13 protein-coding genes are annotated in these 15204 nt (G+C 51.1%); 4 read left to right on the forward strand and 9 right to left on the reverse strand.

What is annotated here, in order from left to right; translation table 11 throughout:
* Positions 1-64 precede the first annotated feature (64 nt).
* Positions 65-2026 carry a penicillin-binding transpeptidase domain-containing protein gene (locus tag GK091_RS04305; RefSeq protein ID WP_164035376.1) on the forward strand — a complete coding sequence of 654 codons (1962 nt, stop codon included), beginning with the start codon at positions 65-67 and terminating at the stop codon, positions 2024-2026.
* A 113-nt stretch (positions 2027-2139) separates the two neighbouring features.
* A complete protein-coding gene (gene rodA, locus GK091_RS04310; protein WP_164035377.1) occupies positions 2140-3420 on the forward strand; it encodes a rod shape-determining protein RodA in 1281 nt (426 codons plus the stop codon).
* Between the two features lie 123 nt (positions 3421-3543).
* On the opposite strand, the gene GK091_RS04315 is transcribed toward rodA, so the two are convergent.
* Positions 3544-5106, reverse strand: coding sequence for a hypothetical protein (locus GK091_RS04315; RefSeq protein ID WP_164035378.1), 1563 nt, complete (start codon positions 5104-5106; stop codon positions 3544-3546).
* Between the two features lie 311 nt (positions 5107-5417).
* On the opposite strand from GK091_RS04315, the gene GK091_RS04320 reads away from it, so the two are divergent.
* Complete coding sequence (locus GK091_RS04320; RefSeq protein ID WP_164035379.1) at positions 5418-6806, forward strand: glycoside hydrolase family 140 protein; 1389 nt, start codon at positions 5418-5420, stop codon at positions 6804-6806.
* A 477-nt stretch (positions 6807-7283) separates the two neighbouring features.
* On the opposite strand, the gene GK091_RS04325 is transcribed toward GK091_RS04320, so the two are convergent.
* The 5 genes from GK091_RS04325 to idi all read right to left on the reverse strand — a co-directional run bounded on the left by GK091_RS04325 (position 7284) and on the right by idi (position 11999).
* The gene (locus tag GK091_RS04325) at positions 7284-8033 is read right to left on the reverse strand and encodes a LytR/AlgR family response regulator transcription factor (protein ID WP_164035380.1); all 750 of its coding nucleotides are present in this window, start codon (positions 8031-8033) and stop codon (positions 7284-7286) included.
* A 236-nt stretch (positions 8034-8269) separates the two neighbouring features.
* Complete coding sequence (locus GK091_RS04330; RefSeq protein WP_164035381.1) at positions 8270-9136, reverse strand: alpha/beta hydrolase; 867 nt, start codon at positions 9134-9136, stop codon at positions 8270-8272.
* A 51-nt stretch (positions 9137-9187) separates the two neighbouring features.
* A complete protein-coding gene (locus tag GK091_RS04335) occupies positions 9188-10351 on the reverse strand; it encodes an esterase (RefSeq protein WP_164040556.1) in 1164 nt (387 codons plus the stop codon).
* A gap of 188 nt (positions 10352-10539) precedes the next feature.
* On the reverse strand, positions 10540-11142 hold the full coding sequence (locus tag GK091_RS04340; protein ID WP_164035382.1) for a YceI family protein: 603 nt from the start codon (positions 11140-11142) through the stop codon (positions 10540-10542).
* Between the two features lie 329 nt (positions 11143-11471).
* The gene (idi, locus tag GK091_RS04345; RefSeq protein ID WP_164035383.1) at positions 11472-11999 is read right to left on the reverse strand and encodes an isopentenyl-diphosphate Delta-isomerase; all 528 of its coding nucleotides are present in this window, start codon (positions 11997-11999) and stop codon (positions 11472-11474) included.
* A 339-nt stretch (positions 12000-12338) separates the two neighbouring features.
* Between idi and GK091_RS04350 the strand changes: the two genes are divergently transcribed.
* Positions 12339-13145: a class I SAM-dependent methyltransferase gene (locus GK091_RS04350; protein WP_164035384.1), complete on the forward strand. Its 807-nt coding sequence runs from the start codon at positions 12339-12341 to the stop codon at positions 13143-13145.
* A 45-nt stretch (positions 13146-13190) separates the two neighbouring features.
* Here GK091_RS04350 and GK091_RS04355 read toward each other — a convergent pair whose 3' ends face one another.
* The 3 genes from GK091_RS04355 to GK091_RS04365 form a co-directional block, all read right to left on the reverse strand.
* Positions 13191-13922 carry a hypothetical protein gene (locus tag GK091_RS04355; RefSeq protein WP_164035385.1) on the reverse strand — a complete coding sequence of 244 codons (732 nt, stop codon included), beginning with the start codon at positions 13920-13922 and terminating at the stop codon, positions 13191-13193.
* A 71-nt stretch (positions 13923-13993) separates the two neighbouring features.
* A complete protein-coding gene (locus GK091_RS04360; protein WP_164035386.1) occupies positions 13994-14365 on the reverse strand; it encodes a GntR family transcriptional regulator in 372 nt (123 codons plus the stop codon).
* Positions 14366-14367: 2 nt separating this feature from the next.
* On the reverse strand, positions 14368-15159 hold the full coding sequence (locus GK091_RS04365) for a hypothetical protein (RefSeq protein ID WP_164035387.1): 792 nt from the start codon (positions 15157-15159) through the stop codon (positions 14368-14370).
* Positions 15160-15204 lie beyond the last annotated feature (45 nt).

A 15204-nucleotide genomic window follows, 5' to 3' on the forward strand; every position in this document is an offset into this window, starting at 1 on the left:
TAATTCGTCATTAATAACCTAACTTTGTAAAGAGTACGTAGCTTGAAAGGAAGAATTTATTCTCATGGTAGAGAATCGTAAATATGTCATTATCGGCGTTTTTTGTCTAGTCGCACTGACGTATCTGGCCCGGTTGTTTTACCTACAGGTTCTCGATGATACGTATTCGCTGGGTGCGTCGAAGAACTCGATCAAGCGAATCATCGAAACTCCCTATCGAGGGCAGATTTATGACCGAAATAGTAAGCTCATCGTTTATAATACCCCTGTCTACGATCTCTACGTAACGCCTAAACAGGTCCAAATTCCCGATACGGCTGCTTTTTGCCGGATGATGGACATTACCCCGTCGGACTTTGATAGCATTATGGGGTTGGCTAAAAACTATTCGTCCGTTAAACCGTCGCTGTTCCTGCGTCAACTGTCCAAAGAAGATTTTGCCCGTATTCAGGATGCGCTGGTCGATTATCGGGGTTTTGAGCCGATCATCAGTTCGATGCGTACCTATCCGGCTCACACGATGGCAAATGCGCTTGGGTACGTGAGCGAGATCAGCAAAAAACAACTCGACAATCAGGATCTCCCGTATTATCGACAAGGCGATTATGTGGGGCACAATGGCCTGGAAGAGCAATACGAAGAGCAGCTTCGAGGCAAGCGGGGTGTCAAGTTCATGATGCAAAATGTGCATGGGGTCAATAAGGGTTCCTGGAAAAACGGAGCCTATGACACTTTAGCCGTAGCTGGTCAAAACCTGATTACGGGGATTGATGTGGAGGTACAACAATACGCCGATAGCCTGATGCAGAATAAAATCGGGGCTGTGCTGGCGATTGAGCCATCGACGGGTGAAATCCTGGTTTCCGTTTCCGCACCGACCTATGATCCCAACCTGTTGTCGAGCCGTTTCTTCTCGAAGAACTACCGAGCGTTGATCAAAAACCCCTATAAGCCGCTTATCAACCGGCCTATCATGGCAAGTTACCGGCCCGGCTCAACCTTTAAGCTGATTCAGGCGCTGATCGCGCAGCAGCAGGGTTCGCTACTGCCAAGCACTGTTTATGGTCATGCCGGTTCGCCGATGCGATGCCATTGTCATGGGGGCAACGATCTGCGGGGTGCCGTTCAGAACTCGTGCAATCCTTATTTCTATTACGTGTTCCGGAAGTTTTTGTACTTCAATGGCGAGCGTAACACGTTCAAGGCATCGGCTATTGGATTGCGGCAGTGGCACGATATGGCCGAAAAATTTGGTATGGGTTCCCGGCTTGGCGTCGATCTGCCCAGCGAACTGAAGGGAAACTTGCCGACGCCTGAGTACTACGACAAAGCGTACCGGGGCGCGTTGCGCTGGAAGTTTTCCAATGTCTACTCGCTCAGTATCGGTGAAGGTGAGTTGCTGATCAGTCCGCTCAAGCTGGTTAATCTGGCGGCAACCATTGCCAACCGGGGCTGGTACATTACGCCCCATTACATCAAGGGATTTGGTAAGGCAGGTGTTGCGCTTCCGGATGAATACCGCCAGCGGCACGAAACCGGTATCGACTATAAATACTACCTGCCGGTTATCGATGGAATGCGGGGGGCGGTAGCGCAGGGGACGGTAACGCCGTTGGCCAACATTGCCGGTATCGACCTGTGTGGCAAAACCGGAACCTCGCAAAACGCGAAGTTCGGGCATAAGTTCGACCACTCGATTTTTGTTGGATTTGCCCCGATGAACGACCCTAAAATTGCCGTTGCGGTATTTGTCGAGAATGCCGGATGGGGTGGCAAGGCAGCGGCCTCTGTGGCTGCGCTGGTTGCCGAGCGATATCTGAAACGCAAAACAGAAGCTAAAAAGCTGGAAGCGCAGGTGCTGGCTTCGAATTACATGCCGTCGCTCAGTCAATTGCTGATTCCCCCAAAACCCGCTCCGGTCAGAAAAGATACCACTCAGAAAGTGGCCAAGCCAGTCCCGGTCAAGCCATTGATGACATCGACAAAGCCAACGTCGATTACGGCCATAGGAACAGTAGGAAACTAATACGTTGTTTGTGGTTTGAGCGTTTTTGCTTTACAGGTGCGCCGACCCGCTAGGATCGATGCAGGACTGTAGACCAGTAACCTCCAGCAAACAGATAAAAATAACAAACGAACTTGTCTCGCGATAACGAACTATTCTCTCAAAATATTGACTGGCTGCTGCTGGTACTGTACCTCGGCTGTGTAACGATGGGCTGGCTGAATGTCTACGCTGCCGTTTACAGTCCCGAAGATCATACCAGCCTGTTCGATATGACCACCAACGCCGGTAAACAGATGATGTGGATCGGCACAACGGTCATTCTGGTGATCTGCATTCTGGTTGTCAATCACAAATTTTTCGACTCCTTCGCGTACCTGTTTTACGCGTTCATGATCCTGATGCTGCTCCTTGTGCTGGTAGCGGGTGCCAACATCAAAGGGTCGCACTCCTGGTTCAAGTTTGGGTCATTCCAGATTCAGCCAGCCGAGTTCGCTAAGATGGCTACGGCGCTTGCACTGGCGAAGTACATGGATAATCCGGGTATTAACCTGAGCAAACAGAAAGATCTGCTCTATGTCGGTGGGATCATCGTTTTGCCCTGTATCCTGATTCTGGCCTCCAACGAAACGGGTTCCATGCTGGTTTTTGCCTCGTTTGGCTTTATGCTTTACCGGGAGGGCCTTCCGGGGTGGATTCCGGCGGTAGGTATAACGGCGGCTGCTTTATTCGTGGTCGCGCTGATCTTCCCCAAGCTCTACATCTTCATTGGTATTGTTGCGCTCCTGCTCGTCGTCATCGCCCTGATGCCGCGCTACAATCGGACGGTAAGCAACCTGATTTCAATGGGTGTCGTTGGCATTATCATGATGGTGTTCGTAACAGGAGTGGACTTTTTTGTGAACGATGTCCTGCAAAAACACCAGCGCAACCGCATCAAAGTACTCGTCGATCCGACCATCGATCCGCTTGGGGTAGGCTGGAACGTGACACAGGCTAAAATTGCCATTGGCTCTGGCCGACTTCAGGGCAAAGGATTTCTGGAAGGAACGCAGACCAAGTTTGACTTTGTCCCGGAACAAAGTACCGACTTCATTTTCTGTACCATTGGCGAAGAACACGGTTTTATTGGTAGCGCTGTCGTCATTGCCCTGTTCGTCGGATTACTCATCCGCATTGTGATTCTGGCCGAGAAACAGCGCAGCAAGTTTGCCCGGATTTATGGCTATTGTGTGGCTGGGATCATCTTCTTCCACCTGATGATCAACATTGGGATGACCATTGGGCTGATGCCTGTTATTGGCATTCCGCTTCCATTTTTCAGCTACGGCGGTTCGTCGCTCTGGTCGTTTTCGATCCTGTTGTTCATCTTCATCAAACTCGATTCGCGTCGAACGTCCCTGTCGCGCCGGTAATACCCAAACGGCAAGTGCCGTGAACGGGCAGGCTTCGAGTGCTTGCAGAACCGTGCCCGGTATAACGTGTCTTGACGACACGGCATACCGGGCACGGTTCTGTCAGTGAGAATCAGCGATTAACTACGGGTTGTCATGTTCACGCTGAAACGCTTCCAGGACCGTGAACGCTGGAGACATCATATTCCCGTCTACTAAACCGGTAGGCCCATGCGATTGGTAATAGGTAATTGACGCAACGCCTGCATTGGCTAAGGCACTCAGACTTTGGCGTGTCCAATCGGCACCGAAGTCAGTGAACTGACGCGGGTCGGCGGGGGCATTCAGGCGTTCTATGGCGGTTCCGGTCAGGGTTATATACCGGGGACGAAGGGTTACAGGCGAAATGTGAATGGGCTTACCATCGCTGAATTGACGGGCGGTTACAACGGTTTCGGCCTGTCCGGCAATGTTCTCCAGCAATGTAAGGTCGTCCGATGCGTGAACCTGTGGGTTGACCGAATAAACCAGAAAGTCAACCAACTCCATTGCAAACCGATTGCGATTCAATTCGACAAAATTGTCGTCCGTACCGCCCCCAATGGCTGTGGCTGGCCAACCCTCCCGCACCAACGGCACGAGTGTTTGCAGCAACTCGGTTGAGGTCGTCAGCGTAGCCGCTTGGTAGAGAATTATGGAGTAAACCGATGCGGACTGATCCTGCAAAAAATGCTGCAACGTCCGTAGTTCGGTGATCGGGTCATTACCGAAAAAGGCGGCTAGTTCCAGCGGAACCGAGAGAAGGGTCGCATCCGCAATGGCATTGGTTAGCAGGGTTTGCCAGTTCGGAAGGTTAAAGAAAACATCGACTCGTAGGTGAGACAACCGTAGCGTTCTCAGCAAATCAGCTTCCTCATTTGTCAGCGGTGGCCCAGCGGTCCGTTGGCCAACGCCAATACGCGGGTGCGTCGGTTGGGTTTCGCTCAGGATCTGATTTACCCGCGTGAACATCTGTTCGTCCTCAGGTATTACGTCGTCTGCGATTGTTTGTGTTGACCGGCTGAAACGCACCTGCTGGTGAAATTCGTCGCCGGCTGAGACGGCAACCGGAAAGGGCTGGCTGGCTGGCGTCGAATACGTTTTGAAGGAGGTATCTGTCCAGTTGCGCTGGTCCTCTGTTTCGAACACATCGCCCGAAAAGTCGAGTTGCCAGACAGCGCCGGAAGCGGGCTTCCAGCGCATGGACTCAATGGACAGAAAGGGTTGATGCGGACTGATAAAGACCGGAAAATGGCTGTTGGTTATACGACCATCAGGTGCTACTAGCTGGGCGGGTTGTCCCAAAACGCCATCGAGCGGGTGCAACACGCACAAACCGATCCGGTTCTTCTGAAATGCATTGAGTGCCCTTCCGTAAAAATCGACCGAAATCGTACCCTCAGCATCGCCCCGAATAGCGACCTTCCCTTCCATCCGAATACCGAGGTCATTGACATGCCACGTGTACGTAATGGAAAAGGAGTCGGCGGTTTTGTCGATTACCTGATCTGATAAAGTAATGCTGGCTGTGAGCCAGTTGTGATCCCGAATGGCAAAATAGATTATCCGGAGAATTTCCGTATCTCCGAGCGAAACATAGCGTAGAAAACCAGTTTCATAACAAACTCGAATAGGGCCAGCCTGTAAGAAGTTGGGTGTTTGATTCACGGGGTACCGACGTTTAGGACAAATGGTTTAGGCTTCTTGACCAATAAATGATGCACTATAAACCTGAAATCAGGCCGTATATACCGTCAATGCCAGGGGTAGTACGCGATTTTAGTGCTTATCGCCTGCGCTGATACGGCTGACTCGCTGAATCATCCATGAGCTGATCGCACGTTTGAACGAATGGAGCGGCCGAATCGGGTAGTAGGGAAGAAGCCAAGATTTCTTTGTACACGTAAATCGTAGCCTTGTTTTTCCGGTTGCATCGTGAGTTGAAACCTCTGCTACAGACAGCATATCCTGATTCCCGAATGAAAACCTCTGTTCTCCTACTTCTATTCGCCTGTATCCAGGGCCTGACGCTGGCCCAACAGCCCTTCGCTCACGGACGGCTGACTGTATCCGGGAATAAACGATATTTGGTTCATCAGGATGGGACGCCATTTTTCTGGCTGGGTGATACTGCCTGGGAGCTCTTTCACCGGCTCAATCGGGAAGAAGCCGACCAGTATCTTAAACGACGGGCCGAGCAGGGATTTACAGTTGTACAGGCGGTGGCCCTTGCCGAGTTCGATGGCCTGAAAGAGCCCAACCCATACGGTGATACACCGCTGCTTACTAACGACCCCACAACGCCCAACGAAGCGTATTTCAAACACGTCGATTATATCGTTGATAAAGCGGCTCAATACGGCATCGTTATTGGTTTCCTGCCAACCTGGGGTGATAAAGTATTTAAAAATACGTGGGGCCAAGGGCCGGAGATCTTTACGGTAGCGAATGCAAAGGCGTACGGTCGCTATGTGGGCAACCGATATAAAAACCGCGAAAATATTGTCTGGATTCTGGGCGGTGACCGCAATCCACGGGATGGTTCGCAGGACCTGGCGATCTGGCGGGCAATGGCCGCTGGTATTCAGGAGGGAACGGGTGGCCCCGACAAGGCGCTGCTGACATATCACCCGCAGCCCAACGGTCTGGATGGGGGCGCATCGGCATGGTTTCAGGCCGACGACTGGTTTGCGTTCAACATGCACCAGAATGGACATTGTCGGTTTACGCCCGTGTACGACTACATCACGGTGTCCTATGCCCGTCAGCCGACCAAACCGACGATGGACGCTGAACCAATTTATGAAGACCACCCGGTTTGTTTTAACGCCAAAGACTTGGGCATATCGAATGCCTATGATGTACGATTGTATGCTTATCTGGATTTGTTTGCCGGTGCGCATGGCCACACGTATGGGTGCCATGACATCTGGCAGATGTACAGTGCGAAACGCCCATCGGTCAACAATCCACACCTATATTGGCAGGAAGCAATGGACCTGCCCGGAGCCAATCAGATGACGCACGTCCGGAAACTGATGACGGCCCGCCCCCTGCTTGCCCGTGTGCCTGACCAGTCGGTGATTATCGAGAATAATCTCAGTGCTGCCGAACGGATTCAGGCGACGCGGGGTGCCGATTACGCCTTCGTTTATACCGCCGTAGGAAAGCCATTTACGGTCAATCCGGGTAAGATCTCCGGCAAAAGCGTTACCGCTACCTGGTTCGACCCCCGAACGGGAAAGACGAAACCAGCCGGTACGTTCGACAACCAGAAACCACAAGCGTTCACGCCCCCGTCGCGAGGCTACGGACAGGATTGGGTATTGATCCTCGACGATTCTTCTAAAAACTATCCGGCCTTGTAAACGAGTGGGAGCGATCACCCGCGACTAACATAGGTCGATGGAGTATACCTAGAGAAAGACCAGTAACAGGCCCAGTAAGCCAGCCAATAGTAGGCATAGCCATTCGATATACTGATGGCTTTGGGGCCGTTTCATAGGAGGATCAATTAGTAGTGAAAAATAAACCGCCATTCAGTTCAGGACAAAAGCCCCTGCGTGAATGGCGGTTTCGATTTAGCGAAATGCGGTTTGTTACTGTATCAGGATTTTCGCCTGATAGCGCAAAGCCAGTTTAGTCAAACTGAGTATCTAAGTGCGCTGATGTATAGCTGGAAGTAATTGATTATCAGAAGAAATTAGGATCAATTCTGGTAGCGTGGAAGCCGTGAACCGTTTTCTGCATGTAGTGCGCCCATCACGCGTTTCCGGCGCAATGAGTCTTCGTTCCCCGCCACTGCCCGGCAATGTTGACGGTTTACCGATAGATGCCGTTCGAAATCAGTTCCAGCCAATTCGCTCGAAAAAATACTGCTTCTCCCGCCGGGATACTTCGACCTCGCTGCCGTCGGACATGACGACCGTACCACCTTCTCCCCGGATGTATTCGCTCAGATGCTGAAGATTGATCAGCGATGAGCGGTGAACGCGGGCAAAACTGAGCGGCTCCAGTATGTCCGCGAAATCTTTCAGCGTCTTGGTCGCTACAATTTTACGACCGTCGATCAGGTAGAACGTTGTATAATTACTGTCGGCTTCGAGTCGGATAATATCCTGGATCGGTACGAACATGAGCCCTCTCAGCGATGACACCGCAATTTTATTGAACAGCGCATGGGGCGACGGTGTTGGCCGGGCCGTATTGATCGAACTTGTTTCGCGATGCTTCCGCTTCTGCTGGAGCCGTTCGATGGCCTGCTGAAGTTCACCTTCGTGGATCGGTTTGAGCAGAAAGTCCAGCGCGCTCATCCGCAGCGCGTCAATTGCGTATTGACCGTAGGCTGTGCAGAAAATCACTTCGAAGTCGGTCGTGCCAAGCTCTCGTAACATAGAAAACCCGTCCATGCCGGGCATGTCGATGTCGAGAAAAACCACATCGGGTTTGTAATGAGCCATACTGGCCACAGCGTCGGAGGGATGCTGAAAGGTTTGCAGGATAGCGATATCCGGGGCTACTTTTTGGATTTTTACGCGTAAGGCGTCTAAACTGGCCCGTTCATCGTCAACAAGAATAGCAGATAGTTTCATCATTCCGGTTGGTTGTCTACGCTTAAATGTACGGACTTCCATCGGAGAAGATTGACCGATAACTAAACCGGTAACAAAATCCCGTGTTTCAGGGCATTTGAGTAGGTTTTGACGGGCCTGACGATTCTTATTTTCCTTGTCATGAGCACTTTACTGAATAGAATCGCCCGAACTGGCGCGTGGCGGTGGCATCAGGTATACGAATCTGACACCACCGCCACGCGTTAGTTGAATCATTATCAGGGGGCTACCGCTCCGTTCGCTTTTAGGATTTTAGTAAAGAACAGGATGTGGTAGGGCAGCGAGTTTTCCCAGTAATCCCATGTATGGCCGCCCGGATGTTCGGTGTAATCGTGGGGCGTCTGGTTGTAGACCAACCGGCGGTGTAACTCCCGGTTCGGCTCAATCAGGAAATCATCGACACCACAATCGATAATCAGCTTCAGCCCGTTTGCTTTCATTTTGTCGGCCATATTTACGACCGAATTGGCCGCGTATAGGTCGGGAGTAGCGTCCTGCATCCCCAGAATTCGCTCGAACTGGGGCTTGATCTGTTTCGCAAATTCGGGGGCGATTCGCCAGTGGGCTGTGTTCAGGTCCAGTGCGCCACTCATGCTGCCAGCCGCGCAATAGAGATCGGGGTGTCGCGTTGCCAGATACAAAGCCCCGTGTCCGCCCATACTCAAGCCTGTAATGACCCGCCCTTTGCGATCCCGAATGGTGCGATACGTATTGTCAATTTTAGAGAGAACTTCCTGCGTAATATAGGTCTCGAACAGGTTATCTTTCTGGATCGGACTATCCAGATAACCGCTTAGCTTTTCGCCTTCCGGTGTTACGATAATCAGGTTGTACTGATCGGCCAGCGTATGCAGCAGCAATTTATTGGGCGTTTGCCGCAGCCAGTCGCTAAACTGACCGCCACCACCGTGTAGGAGGTACAAAACCGGATAGGCGGCTTTACTTTTCGCATAGCTGGCAGGCAGCACTACAGCCGCCCGAAGCTTTTTCTGCATGGCCGCACTCGGGATGTCGAGCGTATCGACGGTTGCCCCGAAGGAGCAAATGGAAATCAGCAGACACAATAAACTAAACGATAAACGCATCGATGGTCAGGAACGAATAAGTGTGAAGATAGATGAGTGGCAGATGGGACGTTACCGGAACAGCAACGGCGCGTATTCGTTGAGGTACTGCCGCCAATTGATCCAGGTATGCCCGCCGTCGGTTTCTTTATACTGGTACTTGATATTGTGTTTGTCGAGCAAAGCAATCGTCTTCTTGTTGGCGTCCATCACGAAATCATCTTTACCAATCTCGATCCAGAAGAGTTTTTTGCCTTTGTTGAAATTACTGTCGTTCAGGACTTTCGCGTATTTTGTTTCGGCCTCATCGACGGTCGCGCCGAAAAATCCCGAACTGAACACGCCGACATAGTTGAACAATTCGGGATGTGTCAGCGTAACATCCAGCGTCTGGAAACCACCCATGGACAACCCCGCGATGGCCCGGTTTTCCTGATTGGTCAGCGTTCGGTATGTTTTTTCGACGTGCGGCATCACATCCTTGAGCAATTCATCGGCAAACAGCGACCGCATCCGGTTCATCGTTTCATTAGTAGGCATACCCGTTTGAGGAGGCATCGGCATACTCCCGTTGGGCATAACAACCACCATCGGCTTTACTTTGCCAGCCGCCAGTAAATTATCCATGATGAAACCCGAGCGTCCGACGGTGTTCCAGCCGGAGTCGTCGTCACCCGCACCGTGCAACAGATAAAAGACCGGGTATTTTGTTGTTCCTTTTTCGTAGCCGGGGGGCGTGTATACATGCATCCGGCGCATCATACCCAGCGATTTCGACTGATACCAAACTTCCCGCACGTCGCCGTGAGGCACCGGCTGATTATCCTCAAACGCCGTTTCGGTACCGGGTACGGCCATTACGTTTTCCAGACTACTGATCCCCTGCTTGATGACCGGATTTTTCGGGTCCATCGTACGAACCCCATCAACCATCAGCGTGTAGGTGTAGTAATCCGGTTTTAGCGGGCCAACCAGTGTCGACCAGACACCCTGTTCACTTTTGGTCAGGCTGAGTGGTTTGGGCTGCCCCAGAAAATCGCCTGTTACTGTCACGTCGCTCGCTTTGGGCGCGTAGATGCTGATCATAACGCGCTTGTCAGCCATAACCTTTGGCGATTTGAGCGTATCGTTCGGCGTGGGTTGACGTTGGGGTGCCTGCGCAACCACCCGAAGGGTAACCAGACTGATGGCCAGCAGTGTGTAGCAAAGCCGGTTTACAATTGGATGCTGATTCATGGGTATAGGAAAGTTAGCAGAACGGAACAGGTTGTCCTGAACGAGTCTGTTCATAGGAAAGCCAATGTCGATAGCTAATTTACTCGCAGGTGGTAGTTGCAGGCCTATTGATCAGCGCGGTATAAACGAAAAAGCCCGATGATCGGTTGACAATCATCGGGCCTACTGTACGTTACATTGCGTTGGGCTTACTTCTTGGCGTCGGCCGTTTCGCCTTCCTGCTTCACGAATTCACCGCTGGCTTTCACTTCAACTTCATCACTTACAACAACGACAGGGATCGTACCAATGCCGAAATCGGAACGTTTGATCGAACTGGCGATTTTGAAGCCAACTTTTTCCTGCTCTTTGCCGCCCATGCCTTTCATTTTGACGGGACCAACCATTGTTACGTCCAGTGTAACGGGTTTCGTCACGCCATGCATGGTCAGATTACCCGTTGCCGTGTATTTTTTCGCGTCTACTTTCTTGAACGATGTGCTTTTGAACGTCAGCGTTGGGTATTTGGCCGCGTCAAAAAAGTCGGGACCTTTCAGGTGGCCATCCCGGCGTTCGTTGTCGGTGTTGATACTGTTTACGTCGGCGGTCAGTTCGAGAACGGCATCGGACAGATCAGGTTTCGACGAGATAACTTTAGCGTCGAACGTTTTAAAATTGCCATCCACTTCGGCCAGCAAATTGTGGGTAACGTTGAATCCAACGCGTGAGTGCGATTTATCGACCGTCCACGTTTGGGCCAATGAAACGCCGGAAACAAACAGGCAAGCAGCAAATACGGTAAGTGTTTTCATGTGTAAACTGGTTTTTTAAGTGGAATTCAGTACAAATGGTAACGGTTGGTTATTGACTCGAACGGTAAGAAAGCAGGTAATCGGCTGATAAGCAAAACTACTTTCCTCAAATCGCCTGTCAGGATAGCGAATACAGGTTGAAATGCGTTCTGTTTGTCTACTGATTAACAATCGAGTGGACTGCTTATCGCTTGCCAATCAACCAACTGTGTTGCGAAGTTGGGAACGATAAAGCCGGTTTTGAAATCTACTATAGCGGAGTGCCCATTTTGAGTAGTTGAAACCGGTATTTTACCGGCTGAATACCTAAGTAGCTCACCCGCCAGGCGTTAGGATCGCTTTTGAAGTCGTTCAAATAACATCCGAAACCAGACCGAAAATGTATGGGGAGCACTACGCATTTCCTGCGCCAGATCATCGGGTGCTATCCAGCGAACGGCGCAGGCTTCGTCAGAATTGAACGGAATTGGTCCCTGATAATGACCCATAAATACGTGATCAAATTCATGCTCGGTCAAACCGTTGGGTAATTCGGCGTGATACCGAAAACTGAACAGCGGCTTCAGCGTAGTTCGGAATCCCATTTCTTCGTAGAGCCGTTGCTGAGCCTGTTCTGCCGTATCGTGCGGATGGCTGGGATGGCCGCAACAGGTGTTTGACCACAGACCACCGGAATGGTATTTTTCATGGGCTCGCTGTTGAAGCAGGTATTCGCCCTGGTCATTGAAGATCAGGACCGAAAACGCCCGGTGAAGGTCGCCTGACTCATGAACCGCTAGTTTTTCGGCAGTTCCCAGGATTTCGTCCTGTTCATTAACGAGCAGAACGGTTGGTGAGGAGATATGCGTAGTTGTCATACGTGGGGAGACGTTCTAAATGATTGGCCAGACTGTCCTACCGCTTGTAACACATAAACGGATGAGTAGGGTTTTATCGTTTACCGAGCCTGGGCAAAAAGCGGAATTTGTCGTTCGATTACTGCTGTTCCTTACCGGTTTATGCATAAAACGTTGACAGATGCTTCCGGTGAAGAAACCACGAAGTTACGTCCGGATCGGTCGTGTGCCTCCGCAATTTGGCTACAAAACTATATAGTGAGGGGGCATTTCCTCTTTGCTGGCTAGCCGTATTTGCCCGCAATCATAGTCTGGTATCGGAATAAAAGCGTATTTGCCAGTTCTATTTTCCTTACACCTATGTCTGATCAAATGGCCACCGAACGGGCTGTGATGCCCGTTGCGCATAATCCAGTTCTTGAGCGACGAACCGTCGAAAATGCGAACCGTAACCTGTTGAAATACCTGCGGCTGGGGCTATCTGTGCTGGATGTGGGTTGCGGATCAGGGGCAATAACCCGCAGTATTGCCGAAAAAGTAGGCCCAACCGGGCGAGTTTTGGGTATCGATCCGAACGAAAACCTGATCCAACAGGCCATCCGGCATGCTGATCGGGTAGCAGATCTCGGTTTTCAGCAGGCCGATGTGTACACATTCGACACCGACGAACGATTTGATCTGGTCACCTGCGCCCGAACGCTGCAATGGCTGGCTGATCCAATGGCCGCGCTCCGTACGATGAAACGGATGGTCAAGCCCGGTGGTTACCTGTCTATCCTCGACTTCAACCACGAAAAGATCAGCTGGCACCCCGAGCCGCCCGAAGCGATGAGCCTATTCTACGCGGCTTTTCTGAACTGGCGGCAGGATGCCGGTTTCGACAATGCCATCGCCGATCATCTGGTTGATCTCATGACGAGCCTCGGGCTTACGGAGATTCAAATCGAAAATCAGTCCGAACAATCCCGAAAAGCAGACCCGACATTCGCTATTGACAGTCGATTGTGGGCAGAAGTTGCGGAACTGCGCGGCCCTCAGTTGGTCAAGGCAGGTTACATTACCGAAGACCAGCGCCTACAGGCCATTACCGACTACGACAACTGGATTCAAACGGCTGGTGAGTCCATGACCGTTTATATGCTAGCCGTAGAAGCGCGTGTTGGCTGAATTGCCCTCACCGACGGGTCGGTGAGGGTTGGTCGGTGAGGGAGTTTACAACTTGTTCAGCAGTATCGCAGGCACGTTCAGCGTTGCGGTACTGTCGGTGTGTAGCGCCAGTGAACCAAAAATAGCACGATCGACAATAAAGGTCGTTCCGTTGTGTGCGGTAATGTCGGCTGTATGAATCTGGCTGTTCGCTGTCGTCTGTAGTGTACTTCGGCGTTGGCCCGTTGCCGTTAGATTGTTAATCGTGCTGTTGCTGATCAGTAAACGAGCATTGGAGGCAGCAAGTGTGAGCTTATCCGTCGTTAGCCCGGCTACTTTGCAAACCGATCCGTTCGCTACTATCGTCTGGAAAGAAGGCGCAATGATGTAGGCAAAGGGAGCCGCTTCAAAGGCATCGTTGGCACTAATAAGACCAGAATGAAATTCGGGTTTGTATCGGACAACCAGCGTATCACCCACAGACCGACAGGTGAACGCAACCGCGTTGCCTTTCCGCGTTCGGATTGCAAACGTTTTCCCTGTCTGTACGCCAACCGACGTATAGCTATCCGTTGAGTCAGAATGGCTTGTCGCCTGGTCACGGCCTGCCGCTACTCCGGGCTTAACGCCTTCCAGTTTTATTACCGTAAATGGCTTGAGAGCCGTTGACGAGAAGCCATAGAACGGATCGGTAAAGTCAATTTTATCATGTTCGGCTTTCAACGCTATTGTCGAGCCAACCAGGGTCAGCAAACCTGCCACCAGCAGAGTTATCAACAGTTTATTGCTTGTTTTCATCGTGTAGGAGACTGGAATTCAACTATGTGGATAAGTCTTGCTAGTTATCCACATAGTTGGTAAATGGTTGATTAGTTGAATTCAGCCTTGACAAAGCTGTCGTATCGTTGCTCGATTTCTTTCAGATCGATGTTCAGTAGGTACATGGTGCGGAAGAAAACAGGTAGTTCCGTTTCCAGAAACTGCTCGCGCCGGTGCGCAATAATGCGGTCATTGGCATCGTCGGCGGCAAAATAACCAATGCCGCGCTTGTTGAAAATGATGCTCTTTTGCTGCAAAAAATCGTAGGTTCGAACAACGGTGTTGGGGTTCACCTCCAGCTCCACGCCCAAATCCCGAACGGACGGTATTCGGTCACCCGGCGGCCATTGCCCCAGTAAAATCTTCTCGCAGACGTAATCGGCGATTTGTAAATAGATGGCCTGTTTATCGCGAAAATCCATAATTACAGTTCTTTTTCTTTAAAGCGGATATAGGCCGTAAACCACAGCATTAGTGTGATCAGCAACAGCGAGCATACAACGATCAGTTTGGGCGTACCCGTTAATTCTACCTCGTACCAAGTCCTGTTTTGCTCGAAGTGAACCTCGGTGAACACGGTCGATCCGTAGAATTCCCGGCTGGGGAACACCTGATTTACGATGAACTCATTCAGAAACATGGTGATAAAGAGAAGCAGAAAAGCGACGATACCCGTTTTGACGAACGCTACTTTCGGAAAATAAATCGAACCCAGGAAGAATAAGGGAACGCCAACCAGGGCGCAGTAGCGTAGTTCGATGGGTGTGAACGGACCACGGAGGTCAAGCAACTGATAGCGGGGTTCGATCTGTGGTAGCCGGGCGTTGATGATTGAGAAGCAAACGCCTTCGACGGTGTAGAAAACAGCCAGAAAGACCAGGACGAAGAGCACTATCATCAGGCAGGCGACCAGGTATTTTTCCAGTTGGGAAGCTGGAAGTGTCAGGAAGGGAATGCCTCGCATGGGCGTGTTGACAACCCGAAACGATTCACTGGCAAACCACGCACTGGCCCCACAAAAAATAAAGCCAAGCATCACGCCATGCGTTCGATAGATAGATTCGGAGAAGTGGCTGATTTTTGCCGTACTGGGTGCCAGCATGACGGTCCAGATGCCGAATAAGATACCGACTCCCATCAGATAGGTCCGACTATGCTCGGATAAGTGCAGACGCAGGAGCAGCGTAAAGCGGTGAAGGTTAAATGTCTGATTCATAAGTAAATGGTAGATAGGAGGGCTAAAAATTGATCGCAATAGGGT

This window comes from Spirosoma agri (assembly GCF_010747415.1).
Taxonomy (GTDB): Bacteria; Bacteroidota; Bacteroidia; order Cytophagales; family Spirosomataceae; genus Spirosoma; species Spirosoma agri.

Coding starts and splice junctions, on each gene's coding strand:
- GK091_RS04305 (WP_164035376.1), top strand. CDS start 65: ATGGTAGAGAATCGTAAATATGTCATTATCGGCGTTTTTTGTCTAGTC.
- GK091_RS04320 (WP_164035379.1), top strand. CDS start 5,418: ATGAAAACCTCTGTTCTCCTACTTCTATTCGCCTGTATCCAGGGCCTG.
- GK091_RS04325 (WP_164035380.1), bottom strand. CDS start 8,033: ATGATGAAACTATCTGCTATTCTTGTTGACGATGAACGGGCCAGTTTA.
- GK091_RS04330 (WP_164035381.1), bottom strand. CDS start 9,136: ATGCGTTTATCGTTTAGTTTATTGTGTCTGCTGATTTCCATTTGCTCC.
- GK091_RS04335 (WP_164040556.1), bottom strand. CDS start 10,351: ATGAATCAGCATCCAATTGTAAACCGGCTTTGCTACACACTGCTGGCC.
- GK091_RS04340 (WP_164035382.1), bottom strand. CDS start 11,142: ATGAAAACACTTACCGTATTTGCTGCTTGCCTGTTTGTTTCCGGCGTT.
- idi (WP_164035383.1), bottom strand. CDS start 11,999: ATGACAACTACGCATATCTCCTCACCAACCGTTCTGCTCGTTAATGAA.
- GK091_RS04350 (WP_164035384.1), top strand. CDS start 12,339: ATGTCTGATCAAATGGCCACCGAACGGGCTGTGATGCCCGTTGCGCAT.
- GK091_RS04355 (WP_164035385.1), bottom strand. CDS start 13,922: ATGAAAACAAGCAATAAACTGTTGATAACTCTGCTGGTGGCAGGTTTG.
- GK091_RS04360 (WP_164035386.1), bottom strand. CDS start 14,365: ATGGATTTTCGCGATAAACAGGCCATCTATTTACAAATCGCCGATTAC.
- GK091_RS04365 (WP_164035387.1), bottom strand. CDS start 15,159: ATGAATCAGACATTTAACCTTCACCGCTTTACGCTGCTCCTGCGTCTG.